We start from the raw sequence: 24,120 nt of genomic DNA, 5'->3' as shown, positions 1-24,120 counted from the left end.
TATCGCCCGGCACCGGCCGCGCGCCCCCGGCCTCAGCAGCGTACCCAGCAGCAGGTCATGCGGCGTCGGCTCAGCCTGGTCCTGGCCTTCCTCGTGGTGGCGGTATTGGTGCTGGCCACCCGATTGGCCTGGGTGCAGGTGATCTGGGGGCCGGAACTCTCCGCTAAGGCCGAGGAACAGCGCGCGCGTATTTACGTGGAACCGGCGCGCCGTGGCGATATTACGGATCGCGATGGCCGGGAAATGTCCTACACCATGCAGGCGCGCTCGCTGACCGTCTCTCCCGATCTTTTGCGCAAGGAACTGCGCGAGCAGAAGGACCTAGAACTACGCATGGAGGTATCGGAGGGCGCGGCAGCGCCCCAGGATCGTGATGCCTACCTTGATGAGCAGGTAGAGGCCACCTTAAAGGATATGGCCGAGCGCATTCCGCAGATGATTAAGGATTCCGGGGCCTCCACCGAGGACGTGGATTCCAAGGAGATCGAGGAGAAACTGCGCGCCGATAGCCATTACGAGGTGTTGGTGCGCAACGTGGACCCGGACGTAGCCGCCCAGATCGCGGAGACCTTCCACGGCGTGGCCGCCGATCACCAGGACATTCGCCAATACCCCAACGGCGCGGTAGGGGAGAATATCCTGGGCAAGGTATCCATGGACGGGCAGGGGCAATTTGGCTTTGAGGCCTCCGGCGACGCCCTGCTATCCGGCATCAATGGCCGCATGACGGAGGACGTATCCACCGACGGCCAGGTGATTCCGGGCACCCTGCGCGATCAGGTTCCGGCTATCGACGGCAAAAACGTGAGCCTCACCGTGGACGTGGACGTGCAGAATTATCTTCAGCAGAAGGTAGAGCAGGCCCGCGCCAATTCCGGGGCCAAGGATGCCGAGGCCGTGGTGCTGGACGCGCACACGGGCGAGGTGGTGGCGATGGCCAATACCGGCACCATTGATCCCAATGGGGACATTGAAAAGCAATTGGAGCGCGGCAAGGACTTTGATAATCCCTCCATTAGCGCTCCCTACGAGCCGGGTTCGGTGGCCAAGATCATCACCGCCGCCGGCGTGATCGAGGAGGGGCTGACCACCCCGGACGAGGTATTGCAGGTGCCGGGCGCGATCAGCATGTCCGGCGTTACCGTGAATGACGCCTGGGCGCACGGAACCGCCCCGTACACCACCACGGGTATTTTTGGTAAGTCCTCCAACGTGGGCACGCTCATGCTGGCCCAGCGCCTGGGCGAGGAAAAGTTTGCGCAGTACCTGGAAAAGTTTGGCATTGGGCAAACCACGGGCGTGGAACTACCCAATGAGTCTGCGGGCCTGCTGCCCTCTCCCGAGCAGTGGTCGGGCGGTACCTTTGCCAACCTCCCCATCGGCCAGGGGATGTCCTGGACTACCTTGCAGATGGCCAGCGTGTATCAGGCCCTGGCCAATGGCGGCGAGCGCGTGGAGCCGCGCATTATCAAGTCCGTGACCAACCCCGATGGCACCGAGGAGGAACTACCCGAGCCCAAGCGCACCCGGGTGGTGCGCCCGGAGACCGCCCGCACCGTGGTGGATATGTTCCGCGCGGTAACGCAGTCCGATCCCACCGGCGTGCAGTCCGGTACCGGCCCGGGTGGCGCGATCGAGGGATACCAGACCTCTGGCAAGACCGGCACCGCGCAGCAGGTGGACCCCAACACCGGGGCGTATTCCATGAGCGATTTCTGGATTACCTTTGCCGGTGTGGCCCCGGCGGATGATCCCCGGTATGTGATCGCCGTGATGCTGGACGATCCCGATCGCGGCGTGGAGCCCGGCGGGCAGGGCGGACAATCGGCGGCCCCGATCTTCCGCGACGTGGCCTCCTGGCTGCTGGATCGGGATAACGTGCCCACCTCGGCGCCGATGGAGGGGTTGCTTACCCTTCAGGCGGGCTAGATCTTTAATTTCAAGGAATAAGGCAGAAAACGACGAGAAGCGAGAAGAGGAAAGATGACAGCAACGCTGGACGCGGTGGTGCGCGTGACCAAGGGCCGGATAGCGCTGGGGCAGGCGGATGCCGCCCAGGCCTTTAGTTCCATGAGCCTGGATTCCGCGGCGGTGGAGCCGGGTGGACTTTTTGCCGCCCTGCCGGGCACGCGGGTCCACGGGGCCTCCTTTGCAGAAAACACCGAGGCCGGGGCGATCCTCACCGATGAGCACGGCGTGGAGATCCTTAAGGCTGCGGGGGAGACTCGCCCGGTGATCGAGGTGGCCGACGTCCGCGACGTGCTGGGCTATGCGGCGGCCGAGGTATATGAGCACCCCAGCGAGAAACTCACCGTCCTGGGAATCACGGGTACCTCGGGGAAAACCACCACGAGTTACCTGGTGGAGGCCGGGTTATTGGCCGCGGGGTATTCGGTGGGGTTGATCGGTACCACTGGCACCCGGATCAACGGGCAGCCGGTGCCCACCTCCCTCACCACGCCGGAGGCCCCCATGCTTCAGGCGCTTTTTGCCCGCATGGTGGCCGAGGGCGTCACGCACGTGGTGATGGAGGTGTCCAGCCACGCCCTGGCCCTGCGCCGCGTGCAGGGCACGCGGTTTGCGGTGGGGGCCTTTAGCAACCTTTCCCAGGATCACCTGGATTTCCACCCCACCATGCAGGATTACTTTGATACCAAGGCGCTCTTTTTCCGCCCGGATTCCTCCCTGCGCGCGGAGAAGGTCGTGGTGTGCGTGGACGATGACTGGGGCCAGCGCATGGCTCAGGTGGCGGGCGAGTATCCCCTGACGGTGTCCACCCGGGGCCACCAAGCTCTGGTGCAGGCTCATGACGTCGAGGTGGATTCCCAGGGCGTACAAACCTTCCGCCTCGATCTGGAGGGCGCCTCTTTGGACGTGCGGTTGCCGCTCCCGGGCCGCTTCAACGTGGCCAACGCGGCGGTGGCCGTGGCCATAGCCCACGCCGCCGGGGTGGACGTGGAGGTATTCGCCCGGGCCCTGGCCACGGTGGCGGTGCCGGGCCGCATGGAGCGTGTGGACGCGGGCCAGGAATACATCGCGGTGGTGGACTATGCACACAAGCCGGCCGCCATCGCGGAGGTTCTGGATACCCTACGCGGGCAGGTGGCGGGCCGCATCGGCATCGCGGTGGGCGCGGGCGGAAACCGCGATCACTCCAAGCGCCCGATCATGGGCGCGGAGGCCGCCCGCCGCGCGGACTTCGTGGTGATCACGGACGATAACCCCCGCGATGAGGATCCCGCCCCGATCCGCGCCGCCGTGCTCGATGGGGCCAGGGAGGCGGCCCAGGAGCGCGAGCCCGCCCCGGAGATCGTGGAGGTGGGGGATCGTCGGCAAGCCATCGCCGCGCTGGCGGGCTGGGCTCGGCCTGGCGACGCCATCGTGGTGGCGGGTAAGGGCCATGAGAACGGCCAGCTCGTTCGGGGCGTGAACCACCCCTTTGATGATCGGGAAGAATTGCGCCGCGCGGTAGAAAAAACTGCGGGAACAGAAAGGTAAATCTTTAAAAGCCCATGATACCGCTTTCACTCGCACAGATAGCCGATATTGTCGGCGGGGAATTGCACGATGTTCCCGATCCGCAGGCCCAGGTGACGGGATTTGTGGAGTTTGATTCCCGCAAGGTCACCCCCGGCGGTTTATTCGTGGCCCTGCCCGGTGCCCGCGTGGACGGGCACGATTATGCCCGCACCGCCGTGGAGGCCGGGGCGGTCGCGGTGCTGGCGGCGCGCCCGGTGGGGGTACCCGCGATCGTCGTTAAGCCCCAGGGCAAGACGGACAGCAACGCGGAACTTTTCCGCCACGATGCCGATGGCTCGGCGGCGGCCGTGGTGACGGCGCTCTCTGACCTGGCGCGCGCGGTGGTGCGGGAACTCAGCCGGGAACACGGGTTGCGGGTGATCGGCGTGACGGGCTCGGCGGGCAAGACCTCCACGAAGGATCTGATCGCCTCGGTGCTGCGGCACCTGGGGCCCACGGTGGCGCCCCCCGGTTCCTTTAATAACGAGATCGGGCACCCCTATACCGCCCTGCGGTGCGAGCCGGACACGAGGTTCCTCGTGGCGGAGATGAGCGCGCGCGGCCTGGGGCACATCGCCCACCTGGCTCAGATCGCCCCGCCGCACCTGGGCGTGGAACTCAACGTGGGCAGCGCACACCTGGGGGAGTTTGGCTCCCGGGAGAACATCGCCCAGGCCAAGGGCGAACTCGTGGAGGCGCTGCCGCGCGAGGGCGTGGCGATCCTCAACGCCGACGATGATTACGTGCTGCCCATGGCCCGGCGCACCCAGGCGCGGGTGCTCACCTTTTCCGCCGAGGACAGGCGGGAGGCGGACCTGCGTGCCACGCAGATCGACCTCGACGACGTGGCCCGCGCCGCCTTTACCCTGAACCATCGGGGGGAGAGCGTGCGGGTGAAACTCCAGGTCTTTGGCGCGCACCAGGTCTCCAACGCCCTGGCGGCCGCGGCGGTGGGCCTGGAAAGCGGCCTGACCCTGGAGCAGGTGGCTGCGGCGCTATCGCAGCACGTCACGGCGTCCGCGCACCGCATGGACGTGCATACCCGAGCCGATGGCGTGACGGTGATCAACGATGCCTATAATGCCAATCCTGACTCCATGCGCGCGGGCATCGCGGCGCTGGCCTACACGGCATCGGCACGCACGGAGGCGCGCTCCGTGGCGGTGCTGGGCGAGATGAGCGAACTCGGCGCCGAGGCGGTGGCCGCTCACCGGGAACTCGGCCGGGAGGTAGCGCGCTACCACATCGCGGACCTGGTGATGGTGGGTGCGAGCGAGGCCTGCCGGGCGACGGCCGAGGAGGCCGCGGCCGGCGGCGTGCGCACGAGCGTGGTGGACACTATCGACGCCGCCGTGGCGCAGCTTCAAGGCCTCCTGAGCCCCGGCGACGCCGTGCTGGTGAAGGCCTCCAATTCCCAGGGGCTCTGGCGAGTGGCCGAGCGCCTGGCGAGCGCGCAAGATGACACCCGAGACGTTTCTAGGTAAAAGCAGGCGAAGGAATCCCCGTGACCCACATCATCATCGCAGGAATCGTTAGTTTCCTCGTCTCCATCGTGACCACCCCCATTCTGATCAAGAGATTCAGCAGCGAGGGGCTGGGCCAGGAGATTCGGGAGGATGGCCCCAAATCCCACCTGCGCAAGCGCGGCACTCCCACGATGGGTGGCATTGCCATCATCGCGGGCATCGTGATGGGCTACGTCGTCACCGGCCTGTATGCCCTCATTACGGAGACGGGATCGCGGGGCTTTACGGCCTCCGGTCTCCTCGTCCTCGGGCTCACCCTGGGGCTGGGCGCCCTGGGCTTTGCCGATGATTCCATCAAGCTTTTTAAATCCCGCAACCTGGGCCTGAATAAGACCGGGAAACTGGTGGGCCAATTGGTGCTGGGCATCGCCTTTGCGGTGTTGGTGCTGCAATTCCCCAACGATAAGGGCATCACCCCCGGCTCCACCAATCTCTCCTTTATCCGCGATATTCCCACCGTGGATCTGGCCCTGGGCGGGGGAATCGGCCTGATCTTTTTCATCGCGTTCATGGTGATTCTGATCAGCGCGTGGTCAAACGCCGTGAATCTCACCGACGGGCTGGACGGCCTGGCGGCGGGCGTGACCTCCCTGGTGATGGGCGGGTACATGGTTCTCACCTTCTGGCAGTACCGCAATTCCTGCTCAGAGCAGGTGGGCCCCGGCTGCTACTCGGTGCGCGATCCGCTGGACCTCGCGGTGATCGCCGCGGCGGCCCTGGGCGCCTGCCTGGGCTTTTTGTGGTGGAACGCGGCCCCGGCCAAGATCTTCATGGGCGATACCGGCTCCCTGGCGCTCGGTGGCCTGGTGGCGGGCCTCTCCGTGGTCTCGCACACGGAGCTGCTGATGATCCTCTTTGGCATCCTCTTTGTGATGGAGGTTTCCTCCGTGGTGATCCAGGTGGCGGTGTTCAAGGCCACCGGCAAGCGCTTCTTCCGCATGGCCCCCATTCACCACCACTTTGAAAACGGCGGCTGGGCGGAAACCACGGTGGTGATCCGCTTCTGGATCATCGCGGCGCTGGCAGTGGCCGTGGGCATGGCCCTGTTCTACGGCGAGTGGGTGGGTGCCACCGATGAATACACCGTGGTGGCCCTGGCCGAGGGCATGGGGGCCTAAGACATGAATAATACGAATAACTCTGTGCTTCGAGAGAACATCCCCGCCGACCTGCGTGGCCCCGTCCTGATCGCGGGCGCCGGGGTATCCGGCACGGCCACCGCGCGCATGTGCGAAGCGATTGGCGTGGAATACTCCCTGGTGGACGATAGGGCGCAGGGCGCCCTGGACACGCAGACGGCCCTGGCGCGGCTGGAGCATTACTCCCTGGTGGTGACCTCGCCGGGGTGGCGGCCGGAGACGGAACTGTTTGAGCAGGCCCGGCTGCGCGAGATCCCGGTGCTGGGTGACGTGGAGTTGGCCTGGCGGCTCGACCAGGCTGGGGTGTTTGGACCGCGCCGCACCTGGCTGGCGGTCACGGGCACGAACGGCAAGACCACCACCACCGCCATGCTGGCGGCCATGATGCAGCGCGGAGGATTCCGCGCGCAGGCCGTGGGCAATATCGGCACGGCGGTGGGCGATGTGTTGTCCGAGGCGGGCGAGGCCCGCGTGGACGTGCTGGTGGCGGAACTCTCCAGCTTCCAGCTTTACTGGTCGCAGCGCTTTACTCCCGACGCCGGGGTATTGCTTAACCTCGCGGAGGATCACCTGGACTGGCACGGCTCCTACGCGGCCTACGCCGCCGCCAAGGCCAAGGCCCTGCGTGGCCCCGTGGCGGTGGCGGGCATGGATAGCCCCGAGGTGCGCGACCTCGTGCGGGCCGAGGGACTGGAAGAAAAGATCATTCCCTTCGGCCTGAGTAAACCCGCTCCCGGTGGCGTGGGTGTATTGGGCGGGCACCTGGTGGATGCGATGACCCTGCGCGGTGGGGAAGAAAACCCCGATGCACAGGCGGCACCGATTGCGCTGGCCCCGGTCGAGGGGATCGAGCCCGCTGGCCCCGCCGGGGTGCTCGACGCCCTGGCGGCGGCGGCCGTGGCGCGCAGCCAGGGCGTGAGCCCGGAGGCCATCGCGGAGGCGTTGCGCGATTTCCACGTGGCCGGGCACCGCGGGCACGTGGTGAGCGAGCACGGCGGCGTGCGCTGGGTGGACAACTCCAAGGCCACCAACCCCCACGCTGCCGAGGCGGCCCTGGCCGCCGAGGAATCCGTGGTGTGGGTGGCCGGCGGCCAACTCAAGGGCGCGGACGTCACCGACCTGGTGCGCGGCTATGGTTCCCGCATGCGCGCGGCGATCGTGCTGGGGCAGGATCGCGGCCTCATCGAGGAGGCCTTGCGCGCCCATGCTCCCCAGGTGGAGGTACACAGCGTGGCGGAAACGGACCCGCGCGCGGCCATGATGGCGGTGGGCAAGATCGCGCAGCGGGTGGCGAGGCCGGGGGACACGGTGCTGCTGGCCCCGGCGGCGGCCTCCCTGGATATGTACACCGGCATGGGGCAGCGCGGCGATATGTTCGCTGCGGCGGCGCTGCGGGCGGCGGCCGAGCAGGGCACACAGGGCGTCGATAGCGGCGGCGTCGATAAGCAGGTCACAGCAGAACCGGAACCACCGTCGAGGTAGGACAGGGAGAACCCAGATGAGCACCACCACCGCACCGACGGCCCCCACCGAGCCACCCTCAAGGATTACCCAGGCGATTCGTCGGCTCAATCGCGCGATGGACGGGCAGCCCGGCCTGGATTACCTGATGCTGCGCATCACCGTTTTCCTGCTCACCGGCATTGGCCTGGTGATGGTGATGTCCTCCTCCATGACCTGGTCCATCATCGAGGGAGCCACGGTGTGGAGCACCGCGCTGCGCCAGGGCAGCATGGTGGCGGCGGGCCTGCTGATGTTCTGGGTGTGCCTGAAGATCCCGCCGCAGACGGTGCGCAAGTGGGCCACCGGGATCTTGCTGGTGGCCGTGGTGCTGCTCATCGCGGTGTTGATTCCAGGCATTGGTACCGGCCGCGAGGAGGTGGGCTCCCAGTCCTGGATCGTGCTGGGGCCGCTGCGCTTGCAGCCCTCGGAGTTTGCCAAGGTGGCGATTGCCATTTTCGGTTCGCACTTTTTGGCTAATCGACGGGTGGAGAGTTCCGGTCTGCGCAGTCCCTACACGGTTTTTACGGGTATTGCTATTGCACTCATGCTGCTGATTATGGCGGAGGGCGACCTGGGCATGGCCATTTCCTTTGCCATCGTGGTGCTCTTTGTGCTGCTTTTTGCCGGGGTATCGCACCGCTGGATCGTGGCGGCGCTGGCCTTTGGTTTTATCGGCATGGCGGCGGTGCTGGCGGTGGGCGGTTTCCGCTCGCACCGCTTCCACGTGTACTTTGACGCGCTCTTTGGGCACTTCGATGACACCCGGGGCACCGCCTTCCAGTCCTACCAGGGCTTTTTATCCCTGGCCGATGGCTCCGTGGGTGGGGTGGGGCTGGGGCAGTCCCGCGCCAAATGGTTCTACCTCCCCGAGGCCCGCAATGACTTTATCTTTGCCATCATCGGTGAGGAATTGGGCCTGTGGGGCGGGGTAGTGGTCATCGCGCTCTTTGGCGTGTTGGGCTTTTTTGGCTTCCGCACTGCCCTGCGCGCGCGGGATAATTATCAGTCTCTCCTGGCGGCCACGCTTACGGCGGGCATTGTGTCCCAGGCATTCATCAATATCGGGTACGTTGTGGGCTTGCTTCCGGTGACGGGTATTCAGCTGCCCATGATTTCCGCCGGCGGTACCTCCGCGATCATCACCCTGACCTCCATGGGCTTGCTGGCCAACGTGGCGCGCCACGAGCCGGAGGCGGTGTCCGCGGTGAAGTCCTACGGCCGCCCGATGTTCGATCGGCTGTTGCTGATCGCGGAGCCGGACGCGGACGAGCACCCGGAGAACTCCCGACGCCCCCAGGGCGTGCGGCGCGGCAGCACCGAGGAGGAGCGGCAGGCCAGATTTGGGCAGCCGGTGACGGGGCGGCCCAGGCGGTCGGCCCAGGCGGAGCGGCCTGCGGGCCAACCACCGAAGCGGCCTGCGCGCCCGGTGGCTGGCACGGGTGCCCCTGTGGATTCGCCGCGTCCTCGCCGGGATTACGATAGTGTTCCTACGCGCAATCCTCGGCCCCGAGGATCTGCTTCCGGGGGTCAGCCCAGGGCGTCCCGGCAGCCACGAACAAGGAGAAGCAAGTAAGACATGGCGCAACAATCTCAGAGCCCGTCCATCGTGGTCGCTGGCGGCGGCACGGCGGGGCACATCGAACCGGCCTTGGCGGTGGCCGAGGCTCTGCGGGATCGGCACGGCATGAGGGTCACGGCTCTGGGAACCGAGCGCGGCCTGGAAAAGGATCTGGTGCCCGCGCGGGGCTTTGACCTCAAGATGATTCCGCCGGTGCCCGTGCCGCGCAAACTCAACGCCGATCTGATGCGCCTCCCGCTGCGGGTGCGCGGCGCGGTTCAGGAGACCAAGAAGATCCTGCGCGAGGTCTCCGCCGACGCCCTGGTGGGCTTTGGCGGATACGTGGCCGCCCCGGCGTATCTGGCGGCGGCCAGCCTAGGTCTGCCCTTTTATGTGCATGAGGCCAATGCCAAGGCCGGGCTGGCCAATAAACTGGGCGTGCGCCTGGGCGGCACGGGCTTTAATGCCGTTTCCGGTTCCGGAATGAAGGGTGACGTGGTGGGGATTCCCATTCGCTCCTCGCTCTCCCATGACCGCGAGGGGGTGGCCGCCGAGCGCGGCCGCGCCGAGTGGGGGCTGGACGTGGATCGTTCCACGGTGCTGGTCACCGGCGGTTCCCAGGGGGCGATGAGCCTGAACAAGGCCCTGGCCAAGGCCCTGGACGAGATCACCGGGGCGGGAATCCAGGTGCTGCACGCCTACGGCAAGAAGAACGAGGCCCCGCAGCCGCGCGAACACTACGTGCCCCTGCCCTTTATCACGGATATGGCGGCGGCCTATGCCGTGGCGGATCTGATTGTGTGCCGCTCCGGGGCCATGACGGTGGCGGAGGTGACGGCCGCGCATCTCCCGGCGATCTACGTGCCGCTGCCGCACGGCAACGGGGAGCAAGGGCTTAATGCCAAGGACGTGATCAAGGCCGGGGCCGCGCGCACCATCTCGGACGGAGATCTCAGCGGGGATTGCCTGGCCAGCGAGGTACTGAGCATTTTGTCCAACCCCCACGAGCACCAGAAGATGCGCCGGGCCGCCGCGGCCCGCGCCGGTAATAACGCGGCGGAGGTCATCGCGGATCGCGTGGCCGCCGCCCTGGCCTGACCAGCACTCATACCCCACCGAGAAAGGACCCCCATGACCTCCCCTGAAACCACTCCGGCGCTCTCCTTAGAGCGAGTGCACCTCGTGGGCATTGGCGGTGCGGGAATGTCCGGGCTCGCGCGGATCCTGCTGGATAGGGGAATGACGGTCACCGGCTCCGATATGTCCGATTCCGCCGTGGTGGACTCCCTGCGCCAGGCCGGGGCCGTGATTGCGGTGGGCCACGCGGAGGAGAACCTCACGCTATCCGGCCACCTGCCCACGGCCGTGGTGACCTCCTTTGCCGCGATCCCGCAGGATAACCCGGAACTTATGGCCGCCCGCGCGCACGGCATTGAGGTGATCCGCCGCTCCGACCTCCTGGCCCTCCTGATGGAGGGCTTACAGCAGGTGCTCATCGCAGGAACCCACGGCAAGACCTCCACCACCTCCATGACGGTGGTGGCCATGCGCGAGGCGGGGTTGGACCCCAGTTATGCGATTGGCGGGCAGCTCAACCGCGATGGCCTGGGCGCGCATCACGGCGGCGGCACGGCCTTTGTGGCCGAGGCAGATGAATCCGATGCCTCCCTGCTGCGGTATCGCCCGCAGGTGGCGGTGGTGACCAACGTGGAACCGGATCACCTGGATTACTTTGGCAGCGCGGAGGCGTATTTCCAGGTATTCGAGGACTTTGCCGCCAGGATCGCTCCCGGTGGGCACATGGTGGTGTGCGTGGAGGACGAGCACGCGGTGGGCGTGGCCCTGCGGGCCCAGGCGCGCGGGGTCAGCGTGCGCGGTTATGGCACGGCCGAGGCCGCCGCGCGGCACCCGGAGATCACGATGCTGGCCACCGTGACGGCGATGGAGGCCACCGCCTCCGGCACCCGCGCGGAGGTGAACCTGGACGGCACGCAGGTGCGGATCGACCTGGGTATCCCCGGGCGCCACATGGCGCTCAATGCCACGGCGGCGATCAGCGCGGGATACCTCGCCGGTGGCTCCCCGCAGGCCTTGGCCGAGGGGGTCTCCAGCTTTGATGGCGTGCGACGCCGCTTTGAGCGCAAGGGCGAGGCCGCCGGAGTGGAGGTGTACGACGATTACGCCCATCACCCCACGGAGGTGGAGGCCGTGCTCAGCGCCGCGCGCGCGGCGCAGGAGGCCGCCGGAGAAGGCGGGCGCGTGGGCGTGGTGTTCCAGCCGCACCTTTATTCCCGCACCGTGGAGTTTGCCGGGGAGTTCGCTCGCGCGCTGAGCCTGGCCGATCACGTGGTGCTCCTGGATATTTTCGGTGCCCGCGAGCAGCCCCGCGAGGGCGTGGATTCCGGGCTGATCTCCCGGGAGATGGATCCCGGGGTGGCGGTGCGGGAGCCGGACTTTGATGCCGCACCCGCCCGGATCGCCCGGTGGGCGCGGCCGGGGGATATGGTGCTGACGATGGGCGCGGGTTCGGTGACGCACCTGGGCCCGCGTGTGCTCGACGAGCTGGGGCTCTGAGGTTATTCGCATGGCTTCTTTTCCTTGGCGGAAAACACAGAAAGCACAGCAGGCGGAGGCGGCGCGGCGAAGGCTCTCCCTGCGGGTGTGGCTGATCATAGCGGCGTCGATAGTGGTGCTCCTGGCGGGCGCGGCGGCGGTGTTGTGGACGCAGCCGGTGCTGAAAGTCTCCGCCGTGGAGGTCACGGGTACTCATCACCTGCCGGTTGAGCAGGTGCGGGAGATCAGCGGCGTGGCGGAGGGACAGAACCTGGTGCGGGTGAACGAGTCTGCGGCGGCCACGGCGGTGGCGCAACTGGAATGGGTGGATAGCGTGACGGTCTCGCGCTCCCTGCCGTCCACGGTGCACATCGCGGTCACGGAGCACGCTCCCGTGCTGTTTAAGCGGGAGGGGGATCAGAGCCTGCTCATTGATACCCACGGTCAGGCCTTTGCCTATGGCGAGCCCCCGGAGGGCACGGTGGAGGCCACCGGCGAGGGCGTGAACGATGAGGCTACGATGAAAACTCTGGTGGAGGCCGTTAATGCCGTTGATCCCGGCGTGCGCGCGCAGGTAGCCTCGGTGTCCGTGCCCAACCAATGGGAGATAGAGTTCCGCCTTGCCGATGGGCGCGTGGTGTACTGGGGTTCCCTGGAGGATTATCAGGATAAGGCCCTGGCCATGCGCACGGTGCTCACCCGCGAGGGGCAGCGGTGGGATGTGTCTAATCCCCGGTTGGTCACGGTGCGGTAGCCGTGTCTCTCGGGACTCTCAAGGAACACTTGAGGGTTACGACACGCCGCCGCAAATGTCCGCCACTCCGGCGGGTTTTTCCCTCATGATGGACAACGTAGATTTTTATAGAACCCTCAACTCTTCTGAAAGGCGAGCCGCATCTCATGACCTCTCCGAATAATTACCTCGCCGTCATCAAGGTCGTCGGCGTCGGCGGCGGTGGCGTTAATGCCGTGAACCGCATGATCGAGGAGGGACTCAAGGGTGTTGAGTTCATTGCGGTAAATACCGATTCCCAGGCTCTGATGTTCTCCGACGCGGACGTGAAGTTGGACATCGGGCGTGAGGCCACTCGCGGCCTGGGTGCCGGGGCGAACCCGGAGGTGGGCCGGGCCTCGGCGGAGGATCATAAGTCGGAGATTGAGGAATCCCTCAAGGGCGCGGACATGGTGTTCGTGACTGCGGGCGAGGGCGGCGGCACGGGCACCGGAGCGGCCCCCGTGGTAGCCGGGATCGCCAAGAAGATGGGCGCGCTGACCATCGGCGTGGTCACCCGCCCCTTTAAGTTCGAGGGCAAGCGCCGCACCCGCCAGGCGCTGGAGGGCATTGACGCCCTCAAGGAGGTCTGCGATACCGTCATCGTGATCCCGAACGATCGCTTGATGGAGTTGGGCGATGCCACCCTTTCCATGATGGAGGCCTTCCGTGCGGCCGATGAGGTGCTGCACAACGGCGTGCAGGGCATCACGAACCTGATTACCACCCCCGGTGTGATCAACGTGGACTTCGCGGACGTACGCTCCGTGATGGCCGACGCCGGCTCCGCCCTCATGGGCGTGGGTTCCGCGCGCGGCGATAACCGCGTGATGAACGCCGCCGAGCAGGCCATTAACTCCCCGCTGCTGGAATCCACGATGGAGGGTGCCACCGGCGTGCTGCTCTCCGTGGCGGGTGGCTCCGACCTCGGCCTGCACGAGGTCTACGAGGCGAACTCGATGGTGGAGGACAAGGCCGATGAGGATGTGAACCTCATTTGGGGCACGATCATCGACGATAACCTGGGTGACGAGGTGCGCGTGACCATCGTGGCCACCGGCTTCGATGCCGCCACCAACGCCGTGGGCGATTCCTCCCGTGAGCAGGCGCAGGCGGCCCCCGCGGCACCGGCAACCCCGGCCGCTCCGGCGGCCCCGGCGGAGGATCCCACCCCGGCCCCGAGTGGTGAGCGCGGCTCGCTCTTTGCGGAGCGGGATCGTCACCGCGAGGAGGAGGCCCCCGCCCGGCACCGCCTGGACTCGCCGCGACGCCGCGAGGGCGGCAGCGGCTTGTTCACCCACCGCGAGGAGGAGCGTGAGTGGCGACGCCGCGATGATGACGGCGATGAACTCGACGTGCCGGATTTCCTGCGCTAGATTCCGGTGGTATGCCACTGACCGATAGCCCCCGCCCCGTCCGCAAGGTTTTTACGAGCCGCGCGGGCGGGGTTTCTGCTGCCCCCTATTCCTCCTTTAACCTGGCCCTGCACGTGGATGACGATCCGCAGGACGTGCTGGCCAATCGGCGTCGATTAGCGCAGGTGGTGGGCGTGCCCGCCGAGCGTTTTGTGTGGATGGAGCAGTTACACACCAACACGGTGACGGTGGTGACGCAGCCCGAGAGCGAGCCGGTGGCGGCCACGGACGCCCTGGTGACCACCACCCCGAATCTGGTGCTGGCGGTGCTGGTGGCCGATTGCGTGCCGGTGCTGCTCTCCGACACGGAGGCCGGGGTGGTGGCGGCCGTGCACGCGGGCCGTCTGGGCGCACGCAACGGAATCCTGCCGCGCACGATCGAGGCGATGGCGCGTTGCGGGGCGCGCCCGGAGAATGTGCACGCCCTGTTGGGGCCTGCCGCCGCCGGGGAATCCTACGAGGTGCCCGAGGCGATGGCGCGGGACGTGGAGGTCCGCCTGCCGGGCTCCTATACCCGGACGCAGGCGGGAACGCCGGGCCTGGATCTGCGCGCGGGATTGGTGCGGCAGTTGCGGGGCCTGGGCGTGCGGGCGGTGGACGTGGACCCGCGCGATACCATCGCCGATGAACAGTTCTTTTCCCATCGCCGCGAGGGACGCACGGGGCGCCAGGTCGGCCTGGTGTGGCTGGAGGGGAGTGAGGCGTGAGGGAACGCAGCGAGGAATTACAGCAAAACCTGCGGCGGGTGCGCGAGCGGATCACCCGGGCCGTGGAGGCCGCCGGGCGTACCCCGGAGGACATCACCCTGCTGCCGGTGACCAAGTTCCACCCGGCCAGCGATATTGCGCTGCTCGCGGAGTTGGGCGTGCGCGAGGTGGGCGAAAACCGGGAGCAGGAGGCTCGCGCCAAGGCGGAGGAATTGCCGAGTGTGCAATTTCACATGATCGGGCAGGTGCAGACAAAAAAGGCCAATTCCGTGGCGCGCTGGGCCACGAGCGTGCACTCGGTGGATTCCCTCAAACTCGTGGCCGCCCTGGATCGCGGCGCGGGGCGGGCCTTGGAACGCGGCGAGCGCGCGCGGCCGCTGGACTGCTTTGTGCAGTGGAGCGCGGACGGGGACACCCAGCGCGGAGGGGCCACGGAGGTGGGGCCGCTTATCGACGCCCTGGTGGCCGCCGAGCACCTGCGACCTGCGGGAATCATGTGCGTGCCGCCGGTGGGCAGCGACCCCGCCGAGGTATTCGCCCGCGCGCAGCGCCTCCGCGCGGAGCAGCAGGAGCGCCTGGGGAGTGGTCTGCTCCTATCCGCCGGAATGTCCGGGGACATGAGCGAGGCCATTGCGGCGGGAACGGATATTGTGCGTGTCGGAACGGGGATCATGGGCGCGCGCCCGTTAGCCTGAGTACCGATCAAGTTAGCCACCGCGGTGCTCATTGGCGCGCCGCGAGCAAAGGGGACGTGAGAGATGTCGATCATCAAGAATGCCAAGGAGTTCTTCGGCCTGGCGCCGGCGGACGCCTACCACGACGACGCCTACTACGGTGAGGACGTCCACTACGAGTCGCAGGGCAGCACCGCCTACCAGCCCCGCCGCGAGCCGGGCTACGAGTACGGTCCGGACTACGGCCGCGAGCGGGGCGCTGCTGCCCCGGCCCCCGCGCCCAGCCGCCACGAGCCGGTCAGCCGGGGGAACGTGGAGCGCGCGGGCAGCGTGGCGGCGGGGCCGTATGTGCCGGCCGTGGTGCCGGTGCGGCTGACCTCCTTCACCCAGTCCGCCGAGGTGGGGGAGCCCTTCCGCGATGGCGATGCCGTGGTGTTTGATCTCAGCGGAATGGACATCGACGAGGCTAAGCGCGTGCTCGACTTCGCCTCGGGCCTGTGCTTTGCGTTGCGGGGTCAGATGAAGAAGCTGGTTCCCCGCGTCTTTGCCATCGTCCCCGATGGTGCCTCCATCTCCACCCGGGAGTTGGAGGACGCCGCCCGCCTGCGCTAGCGGGATCGGCGGAAGCCCGGGTGGTACCCCTGGCGCTTCCGCGAGGCGGAAACTCCATTAGGCTGGATCACCGTGACTGACCTTGGCTTCATACTCTTGATCCTGCTGCGGATCTTTATCCTGTTGCTCATCGTGCGCATCGTGATTGAAATGATCCAGTCCTTCTCCCGGAGTTTCCGCCCGCCACGGGCCTTTTACCTGGTGGCGGAGCCGATCTTCCGGGTTACCGATCCTCCCCTGAAGTTTCTGCGGCGGTTGATTCCGCCGCTGAATATGGGTGGGGTGGCCCTGGATCTCTCGGTGATCGTGTTGTTCTTGATCTGCTCGCTGCTGTGGCAGCTGATTTGGATGACTTTCATCTGACATCTCGGTGAGATGGGAAACCAAAACCCGCCGTGAGTAGCGGAAACACTCAAGATCAACTAAAGAATTAACTTAGGTACTATACTGAGTGCCAGTGTGGATTGAACTACACTGGCTGCGAAGAACCGCAATGTAATTTAACGAACGCAACCGTAGGGCTTGAGCGGCCTTACGCCTAGCCCCATCGGGGCGACGAACTCGAAGGGATCTCCAATGCCGCTGACACCAGCAGATGTGCACAACGTAGCCTTTAGCAAGCCGCCGATCGGCAAGCGGGGCTACAACGAGGACGAGGTGGATCAGTTCCTCGATCTGGTGGAGGACACCCTCGCTCAGTTGCAGGAAGAAAACGAGGACCTGCGCCAGCGCGTGGGCGAACTGAAGGATTCTTCCTCCTCCGCTTCTGCCGGGGCTGCGGCTTCCCGCTCCACCTCCTCTTCCTCCTCCGTGGACGAGGCCGCGCTGCGCCGCGAGATCGAGTCCAAGCTGCGTTCCGAGTACGAGGATCAGCTCACCCAGGCTAAGAAGGCCACCCAGAAGGCGGAGGCTGACATCAAGGCCGCTCGCGAGGAGGCCGACCGCGCCAAGAAGGAAGCCGCCGAGGCCAAGCGCGCTTCCGCCGCTTCCTCCCAGCAGGCCCAGGCCTCCGCTGCGGTGGAGACCTCCACGGACTCCAACGTGCAGGCGGCCAAGGTGCTGGGCATGGCTCAGGAGATGGCAGATCGCCTGACCACCGAGGCTCAGATGGAGTCCAAGTCTATGCTGGACGAGGCCCGCCAGGCCGCCGAGAAGCAGATCAGCGAGGCCGACCGCAAGGCCCGGACCCTGGTGGCGGACGCGGAGAAGAAGTCCGAGGAGACCCTCGCCGCTGCCCACTCCCGCGCGGAAACCCAGGTGCGCCAGGCCGAGGAGAAGGCCACCGCCCTCAAGCAGGACGCGGAGCGCAAGCACTCCGAGATCATGTCCACGGTCAAGCAGCAGCAGACCGCCCTGGAATCCCGCATCGCGGAGCTGCGCACCTTTGAGCGCGAGTACCGCACCCGCCTCAAGACCATGCTCCAGAGCCAGTTGGAGGAGTTGGAGTCCCGTGGTTCCACGGTGACCAACTCGGAGAGCTAAAAATCTCCCACAACGCAACGGCCCCCATCGCGTATTTTCTTCGCGGTGGGGGCCGTTGCTGGTGGAGGCACGGGTAAGGGGAGCACAGGTAAGAGAGCCCGGGTTGCCGTGCGCCGCGCCGGGGTGTGCGTGCGCGGCGGTTACACTGGGGGTCATGCTCGTCGCAGCCTGATTTGTACCGCCCTCGCCCTGGCGAGTTTCATCATCGTGATCGTCACGGGGTACACCCTGGGCCTGGTGGTGATGTTCCTGTTGGTGGCGGTGGCGGCCTCGCTGCTGGTGATTGACATCAGCGCCAAGCGGCACCCCACGGGGCGACATTCGGCGGAGAAGCAGTAGCGCTATACTGTGATTCATATGCGTTGATCCGGCCATCACCGGGGAGTATTCGGAAGAACGGCGGGGTACCGCTTAGTAGAACCGAACGGCTAAGGCCCGTCAGTGCCTTCACTTAAAGTTCAATGAAGCGGCCTTGCCGCGCGGTGGACGGCCGCGGGGTGGGGCAAGCAGGGTGGTACCGCGTGGTTGATCTGCGTCCCTGCACTCTAAGGAACGCACGAGTGAAGGAGTATGCCCGTGGCCGAGAGCGCCGAGAATCAGCAGAACAAGGTGGGGTCGGTGTACCCCAAGGTGGACCTCACGGGGGGCTCTACCCGCTTCCCCGATATGGAGCAGCAGGTGCTGGCCTATTGGAAGGAAGATGACACCTTTCAGGAATCGCTGCGCCGCCGCGAGGGCTGCCCGGAGTACGTCTTTTACGATGGCCCTCCCTTTGCCAACGGCCTGCCGCACTACGGCCACCTGCTCACCGGTTACGTGAAGGACATCGTGCCCCGTTTTAAGACCATGCGCGGCTACCACGTGCCCCGCGTGTTCGGCTGGGATACCCATGGCCTGCCCGCCGAGTTGGAGGCGGAAAAGCAGCTGGGAATCAAGGATAAGGGCGAGATCGAGGCGATGGGCCTGGCCAAGTTCAACGAGTACTGCGCCTCCTCGGTACTGCGCTACACGGAGGAATGGAAGCAGTACGTCACCCGCCAGGCGCGCTGGGTGGACTTTGATAATGGCTACAAGACGATGGACCTCTCCTACATGGAGTCCGTGATCTGGGCCTTCAAGCAGCTCTATGACAAGGGCCTGGTGTACCAGGGCTTCCGCGTGCTGCCGTATTCCTGGGCGGAGCATACCCCGCTGTCCAATCAGGAGACGCGCCTGGACGATTCCTATAAGGAGCGCCAGGACCCCACCCTCACGGTGACCATGCCGATCATCGGGGCCAAGCCCGGCACCCGGGGCGAGGCCACCCTGGAGGCGCACCCGCACCTGCGCGAGGCCGCCGCGATCGCCTGGACCACCACCCCCTGGACGCTGCCCTCGAACATGGCGCTGGCGGTGAATCCCACGGTGAATTACGTGCTGGTGCGCGTGGGGGAGCAGGGTGCGGAGGGCTTTGCCGGGGCCGCGCTGCTGCTGGCGGAAAACCTCCAGGGCGCCTATGCCAAGGAATTGGGCGAGGACGCCGAGGTGCTGGGCACCTACGCCGGTGCGGATCTGGTGGGGCTGACCTATAAGCCGATCTTTGAGCACTTTGCGGATAAGGCCGATGAGGGGGCGTTCCGCATTCTGGCGGCGGAGTACGTGACCACGGAGGACGGCACGGGCATCGTCCACCAGGCCCCGGCCTTTGGTGAGGACGATATGAATACCTGCCAGGCGGAGAATATCCCGATGGTGCTCCCGGTGGACATGGACGGCAAGTTCACCTCCCTGGTGCCGGAGTATGAGGGGCAGTTGGTGTTTGACGCCAATAAGAACATCATCAAGGATCTCAAGGCCACCGGCCGGGTGCTGCGCCACCAGACCATCGTTCACTCCTATCCGCACTCCTGGCGCTCCGGTGAGCCGCTGATCTACATGGCGCTGCCCAGTTGGTTTGTGTCCGTGACCAAGATCCGCGAGCGCATGGTGGAACTCAACCACGAGGGCATCGAGTGGATGCCGGAGCACGTGCGCGACGGGCAATTTGGTAAGTGGTTGGAGGGGGCGCGCGATTGGAATATCTCGCGCTCGCGCTACTGGGGCTCGCCCATTCCGGTGTGGGTCTCCGATAGCGACGAGTACCCGCGCGTGGACGTGTACGGCTCCCTGGACGAGTTGGAGCGAGACTTCGGCGTGCGGCCCACCTCCCTGCACCGCCCCTACATCGACGAGCTGACCCGGCCCAACCCGGACGATCCCACGGGGAAGTCCACCATGCGTCGCGTGCCGGACGTGCTCGACGTGTGGTTTGATTCCGGCTCCATGCCCTTTGCCCAGTTCCACTACCCCTTTGAGAACAAGGAATGGTTTGAATCCCACGCCCCGGCGGACTTCATCGTGGAGTACATCGGGCAGACGCGCGGCTGGTTTTACCTCCTGCATGTGTTGTCCACGGGGCTTTTTGATCGCCCGGCCTTCAAGAAGGTGGTGGCGCACGGCATCGTGCTGGGTGATGACGGGCTGAAGATGTCCAAGTCCAAGGGCAATTACCCGGACGTCAATGAGGTCTTTGACCGCGACGGCTCGGACGCCATGCGGTGGTTCCTGATGAGTTCGCCCATCCTGCGCGGCGGCAACCTCATCGTCACCGAGCGTGGTATCCGCGAGGGCGTGCGCCAGGCGCTGCTGCCGCTGTGGAACGCCTATTCCTTCCTGCAACTGTATTCCTCGCGGCCCGCGCAGTGGTCGGTGGAGTCCACGGACGTGCTGGATCGGTACATTCTGGCCAAGTTGCACGATGTGGTGGCCGGGGTGGAAAGCGCCCTGGACGCCACGGACATCGCCTCTGCCTGCGACCAGGTGCGCTGGTTCTGCGATGCTCTGACCAACTGGTACGTGCGCCGCTCCCGCGAGCGCTTCTGGGCTGGCGATGATGCCCACCCGGAGGCCTTCAATACCCTGTACACGGTGCTGGAGACCATCACCCGCGTGGCGGCCCCCCTGCTGCCCTATGCCAGCGAGGTCATCTGGCGCGGGCTGACGGGGGAGCGCTCGGTGCACCTCACGGATTACCCGCAGGCGGCGGATTTCCCGGCTAACGCCGATCTGGTGGCCGCGATGGACGCGGTGCGCGGGGTGTGCTCGGCGGCGTCGTCGGTACGCAAGGCGCATAAGCTGCGCAACCGCCTGCCGCTGCCCTCGCTGACGGTGGCGATGCCGGGGGCGGATTCCCTGGCGGAGTTCGCCGCGATTATCCGCGACGAGGTGAACGTCAAGGATGTGATCCTCAGCGATGACGTGGACGCGGTGGGGCGCTTCGAGGTGGTGGTCAATGCCAAGGTGGCGGGGCCGCGCCTGGGGCGCGACGTGCAGCGGGTGATCAAGGCCGTGAAGGCCGGGAGCTACGAGCGCGTGGGCGAGACGGTGGTGGCCGATGGCGTGGAACTCACCGCCGAGGAGTTCACGGAGCGCCTGGTGGCCGCGCACCCGGAGTCCACGGCGCGGATCGACGGCCTGGGCGGGTTGGTGTCCCTGGACATGGAGGTCACCGAGGAACTAGAGGCCGAGGGCTGGGCCGCCGATGTGATTCGTGGGCTGCAAGACGCCCGCAAGGCGGAGGACTTTGCGGTGTCCGATCGGATCTCCGTGGTGCTCAGCGTGCCGGAGGAGAAGCGGGAGTGGGCCGCCCGGCACCGCGACCTCATCGCGGGCGAGGTGCTGGCCACGGCCCTGGACATCACCACCGAGGCCCTGGGCGAGGGCGCGCACGAGGTGGTCAAGGGCGTCCGCGCCACGGTGATGTTGAACAACTAGGCAGGAATAAAGGGTGCTCGGTGTGGTTTCATACCTGGTATGAGCACTCTTGATCTGGACGTTGTGATTATCGGCTTTGGCAAGGCCGGAAAGACCATTGCCATGAAGCGAGGCCAGGCGGGAGATCGCGTGGCCATCGTGGAGCAATCGCCGCAGATGTACGGCGGCACCTGCATCAACATCGGGTGCGTGCCCACCAAGGCGCTGCTGACCGACGCCCACCGCCACCACCGCTCCGGGGACACCGATCACGCGGCGGCCCTGGGGCAGGCGCAGCGGCGCCGGAACGATCTTACCGCCCGGCTCAACGAGGCAAACAAGCAACTAGCCCTGGGCAGCGACGTCATGCTTATCGACGGCCACGCGACCTTCACCGGGGAGCGCACCGTGGAGGTCACCGGCGGGGAGGAACACCTGACCATCACGGCGGAGACCGTGGTGATCAATACCGGCGCGGTGCCGGTGCGGCCGGGAATCCCCGGCATAGACCTGGGACGAGTGCTGGACTCCACCCAGGTGCAGCGGGTGCCCGAGTACCCGCAGCGCCTGGCGGTGGTGGGCGGCGGGCCGATCGGCCTGGAGTTTGCCACGATGTTTGCGCAGTTTGGCACCCAGGTAACGGTGCTCGACGGGGCGCAGACCTTCCTGGGCCGCTACGACCGGGACATTGCCCAAGCCGTGCGGGGGGATCTGGAGGAGCAGGGGATCCAGATCATCAGCGGGGCGCGGGTGGAGGAGTTCCGCGCCGGGTCCGCGAGCGTGATCGTGCGGCATGGCGGCGGCGAGGTGGAGGCGGATTACGCCCTGGTGGCCATCGGCCGCCGTCCGGCCACCGAGGGGCTGGGCCTGGATAAGGCCGGGATTGCCACCACCGAGCGCGGCGCGATCGAGGTGGACGAGCACCTGCGTACCAGCGTTCCGGGTGTGTACGCGGTGGGTGATGTGACGGGTGGCCCGCAGTTTACGTACATCTCCTATGACGATCACCGGGTGATCCTGGATCATCGCTGGGGTGACGGTGAGCGCAGCACTCAGGGCAGGGTATATCCCACCACCACCTTTGTGCAGCCGCCCCTGGCGCAGATCGGCATGGGGGAGGACGAGGCCCGCGAGGATACCCAGCGCCGGGGTCATACCCTGGAGGTGAAGGCACAAGATATTAAGGACATTGCGATCATGCCCCGGCCCAAGATCCTGGGCCAGCCGCAGGGACGGGCGAAGTTCCTGGTGGATAAGGAGGATGATCGTATCCTGGGCGCTACCCTGTACTGCGTGGACTCCCAGGAACTCATCAACACCGTGGCGGTGGCCATGCGGCACGGCGTGGCGGCCTCGGAGCTGGGGGCGGGGATCTATACCCACCCCAGCAGCTCCGAGGTGTTGAACGCCCTGCTGGGCTAAAGGGCCTCCACGGTGGCCTGCGCGCCGCGCTCGTGCAGGGAGCGCAGCGTGGCGGCGTAGGGTTCGGTGAAGGCGGGCTGGTCGATGAGATCGCCAAAGACCTCGCTATAGCGCAGGAATGCCAGAATATCCTCACGGTTCTTCGCGGCGTGCTCCTGAAGCGGCTCCGCCAGACGATCCACCACGGTGATCGGTTGGCCCTGCTCGTCGGTACCCTCGGCGTAGCGCGCCCAACTGGCCACGATGGCGGCGCTGAGTTCCACCGGGCGGCCCGCGGCGAGGTTTTCCCGGATCACCGGGATCAGCCACTTGGGAATGCGATCGGAGGACTCCGCGCACAGGCGCGCCACGGTGTCCTTGACGGCCTCGTTGCCAAAGCGGGCGATCAGCCGGTGGCGGTACGCCTCTAGGTCCACGCCCGGCAGCGGACGCAGCGAGGGGGTGGCCTCCTGTTCCATGTAGGCGAGCAGGAAGCGGGAAAAGGCTTCATCGCGCACCACGTCATGCACCAGCCGGTGCCCGGCGAGGTAGCCGAAGTAACACAGGCCCTGGTGGGAGGCGTTGAGCAGGCGCAGCTTCATCAACTCATAGGGCACCACGTCCGCCACCACCTGCACCCCGGCCTCCTCATAGGCGGGGCGCTCGGCGCTGAAGGAATCCTCCAGCACCCACTGGGTGAAGTCCTCGCACACCACGGGCCAGGCGTCGGTATAGCCATAGCGCTCGGCCACCTCGGCGTGGTCGGCCTCCGTGGTCTCCGGGGTAATGCGATCCACCATCGAGTTGGGGAAGGCCACGCGCTGTTTGATCCAATCGGCTAGGTCCTCGTCCACCTGGGCGGCAAAGCGCAGGAACATCTCCCGCGCCATCTCCCCGTTGCCCTGGATATTATCGCAGCTCATGATGGTAAAAGGGGTGTTTTCCCGGCGGCGGTGCTCCATCAGCGCGGCGGTGATGAGGCCAAAGAACGTGCGCAGTTCCTCCGTATTTCCGGCGCGCAGGGCGGCCACGTCCGCCGCCACGTGAGGATTGGTATCCAGGGCGTAGCCGCCCTCGGTGACGGTGAGGGAGACGATGCGAATGGCGGGGTCCACCAGGCGGGCCACGGCGGCGCGGGGGTCCTCGGGGGCAAAGACGTAGTCGATGATGGAGCCGATCACGCGGGCGTGCTGCTTGCCCGAGGGGGCCTTTTCCACCAGGGTGTACAGGTAATCCTGGCTGGCCAGGGCGTCGCGCATGCGGGAATCGGAGGGCATGACGCCCATGCCCACGATGCCAAAGTCCAGGGCCTGGCCGGTGTTCATGAGGTCATCGAGGTACCGGGCCTGGTGGGCGCGGTGAAAGCCACCCACGCCGATGTGCACGATCCCGGGGGTGACCCGGGAGCGGTCATAGGCGGGCAGGGTGACCTCGGGGGAATCGAGGCTATCCAGGGTGGCGGTGCCAAGGTGCGGGAGGGACATGGTT

General features: G+C 66.4%; 19 protein-coding genes. 18 read left to right on the top strand and 1 reads right to left on the bottom strand.

The window, feature by feature from the left end; translation table 11 throughout:
- Positions 1–57 precede the first annotated feature (57 nt).
- The 18 genes from OLW90_RS07620 (at position 58) to OLW90_RS07535 (ending at position 22,653) form a co-directional block, all read left to right on the top strand.
- Complete coding sequence (locus OLW90_RS07620) at positions 58–1,929, top strand: penicillin-binding protein 2 (protein WP_319651854.1); 1,872 nt, start codon at positions 58–60, stop codon at positions 1,927–1,929.
- Between the two features lie 54 nt (positions 1,930–1,983).
- Entirely contained in the window at positions 1,984–3,498 is a 1,515-nt protein-coding gene (locus tag OLW90_RS07615; protein WP_319649497.1) for a UDP-N-acetylmuramoyl-L-alanyl-D-glutamate--2,6-diaminopimelate ligase, read from the top strand.
- A 14-nt stretch (positions 3,499–3,512) separates the two neighbouring features.
- On the top strand, positions 3,513–5,003 hold the full coding sequence (locus tag OLW90_RS07610; RefSeq protein ID WP_319649496.1) for a UDP-N-acetylmuramoyl-tripeptide--D-alanyl-D-alanine ligase: 1,491 nt from the start codon (positions 3,513–3,515) through the stop codon (positions 5,001–5,003).
- Between the two features lie 20 nt (positions 5,004–5,023).
- Entirely contained in the window at positions 5,024–6,163 is a 1,140-nt protein-coding gene (mraY, locus tag OLW90_RS07605; RefSeq protein WP_319649495.1) for a phospho-N-acetylmuramoyl-pentapeptide-transferase, read from the top strand.
- A 3-nt stretch (positions 6,164–6,166) separates the two neighbouring features.
- A complete protein-coding gene (murD, locus tag OLW90_RS07600; RefSeq protein ID WP_319649494.1) occupies positions 6,167–7,666 on the top strand; it encodes a UDP-N-acetylmuramoyl-L-alanine--D-glutamate ligase in 1,500 nt (499 codons plus the stop codon).
- A 16-nt stretch (positions 7,667–7,682) separates the two neighbouring features.
- The gene (locus OLW90_RS07595) at positions 7,683–9,260 is read left to right on the top strand and encodes an FtsW/RodA/SpoVE family cell cycle protein (protein WP_319649493.1); all 1,578 of its coding nucleotides are present in this window, start codon (positions 7,683–7,685) and stop codon (positions 9,258–9,260) included.
- A gap of 3 nt (positions 9,261–9,263) precedes the next feature.
- The gene (gene murG, locus OLW90_RS07590) at positions 9,264–10,343 is read left to right on the top strand and encodes an undecaprenyldiphospho-muramoylpentapeptide beta-N-acetylglucosaminyltransferase (protein WP_319649492.1); all 1,080 of its coding nucleotides are present in this window, start codon (positions 9,264–9,266) and stop codon (positions 10,341–10,343) included.
- 33 nt (positions 10,344–10,376) lie between these two features.
- Positions 10,377–11,819, top strand: coding sequence for a UDP-N-acetylmuramate--L-alanine ligase (murC, locus tag OLW90_RS07585; protein WP_319649490.1), 1,443 nt, complete (start codon positions 10,377–10,379; stop codon positions 11,817–11,819).
- 10 nt (positions 11,820–11,829) lie between these two features.
- Positions 11,830–12,552: a cell division protein FtsQ/DivIB gene (locus OLW90_RS07580; protein ID WP_319649489.1), complete on the top strand. Its 723-nt coding sequence runs from the start codon at positions 11,830–11,832 to the stop codon at positions 12,550–12,552.
- 146 nt (positions 12,553–12,698) lie between these two features.
- Positions 12,699–13,946 (top strand): cell division protein FtsZ, encoded by a 1,248-nt coding sequence (ftsZ, locus tag OLW90_RS07575; protein WP_319649488.1) that lies wholly within the window; start codon positions 12,699–12,701, stop codon positions 13,944–13,946.
- Between the two features lie 11 nt (positions 13,947–13,957).
- Entirely contained in the window at positions 13,958–14,692 is a 735-nt protein-coding gene (gene pgeF / locus OLW90_RS07570; RefSeq protein ID WP_319649487.1) for a peptidoglycan editing factor PgeF, read from the top strand.
- Positions 14,689–15,387: a YggS family pyridoxal phosphate-dependent enzyme gene (locus OLW90_RS07565; protein ID WP_319649486.1), complete on the top strand. Its 699-nt coding sequence runs from the start codon at positions 14,689–14,691 to the stop codon at positions 15,385–15,387. Before pgeF ends, OLW90_RS07565 begins: the two co-directional genes overlap by 4 nt.
- A gap of 63 nt (positions 15,388–15,450) precedes the next feature.
- Positions 15,451–15,978 carry a cell division protein SepF gene (locus OLW90_RS07560; RefSeq protein ID WP_319649485.1) on the top strand — a complete coding sequence of 176 codons (528 nt, stop codon included), beginning with the start codon at positions 15,451–15,453 and terminating at the stop codon, positions 15,976–15,978.
- A 72-nt stretch (positions 15,979–16,050) separates the two neighbouring features.
- Entirely contained in the window at positions 16,051–16,341 is a 291-nt protein-coding gene (locus OLW90_RS07555; protein ID WP_319649484.1) for a YggT family protein, read from the top strand.
- 213 nt (positions 16,342–16,554) lie between these two features.
- Complete coding sequence (locus OLW90_RS07550; RefSeq protein ID WP_319649483.1) at positions 16,555–17,460, top strand: DivIVA domain-containing protein; 906 nt, start codon at positions 16,555–16,557, stop codon at positions 17,458–17,460.
- A 45-nt stretch (positions 17,461–17,505) separates the two neighbouring features.
- Positions 17,506–17,799 carry a hypothetical protein gene (locus OLW90_RS07545; protein ID WP_319649482.1) on the top strand — a complete coding sequence of 98 codons (294 nt, stop codon included), beginning with the start codon at positions 17,506–17,508 and terminating at the stop codon, positions 17,797–17,799.
- A gap of 237 nt (positions 17,800–18,036) precedes the next feature.
- The gene (gene ileS / locus OLW90_RS07540) at positions 18,037–21,252 is read left to right on the top strand and encodes an isoleucine--tRNA ligase (RefSeq protein WP_319649481.1); all 3,216 of its coding nucleotides are present in this window, start codon (positions 18,037–18,039) and stop codon (positions 21,250–21,252) included.
- A gap of 39 nt (positions 21,253–21,291) precedes the next feature.
- Positions 21,292–22,653 carry an FAD-dependent oxidoreductase gene (locus tag OLW90_RS07535; protein WP_319649480.1) on the top strand — a complete coding sequence of 454 codons (1,362 nt, stop codon included), beginning with the start codon at positions 21,292–21,294 and terminating at the stop codon, positions 22,651–22,653.
- On the opposite strand, the gene OLW90_RS07530 is transcribed toward OLW90_RS07535, so the two are convergent.
- Positions 22,650–24,116: a mannitol dehydrogenase family protein gene (locus OLW90_RS07530; RefSeq protein WP_319649479.1), complete on the bottom strand. Its 1,467-nt coding sequence runs from the start codon at positions 24,114–24,116 to the stop codon at positions 22,650–22,652. The genes OLW90_RS07535 and OLW90_RS07530 overlap by 4 nt on opposite strands.
- Positions 24,117–24,120: the final 4 nt, after the last annotated feature.

This window comes from Corynebacterium sp. 21KM1197, assembly GCF_033783015.1.
In the GTDB taxonomy this organism is placed as follows: Bacteria; Actinomycetota; Actinomycetes; order Mycobacteriales; family Mycobacteriaceae; genus Corynebacterium.
Note: the sequence above shows the minus strand (reverse complement) of the source record. Positions and strands in the feature narration are given on the sequence as shown.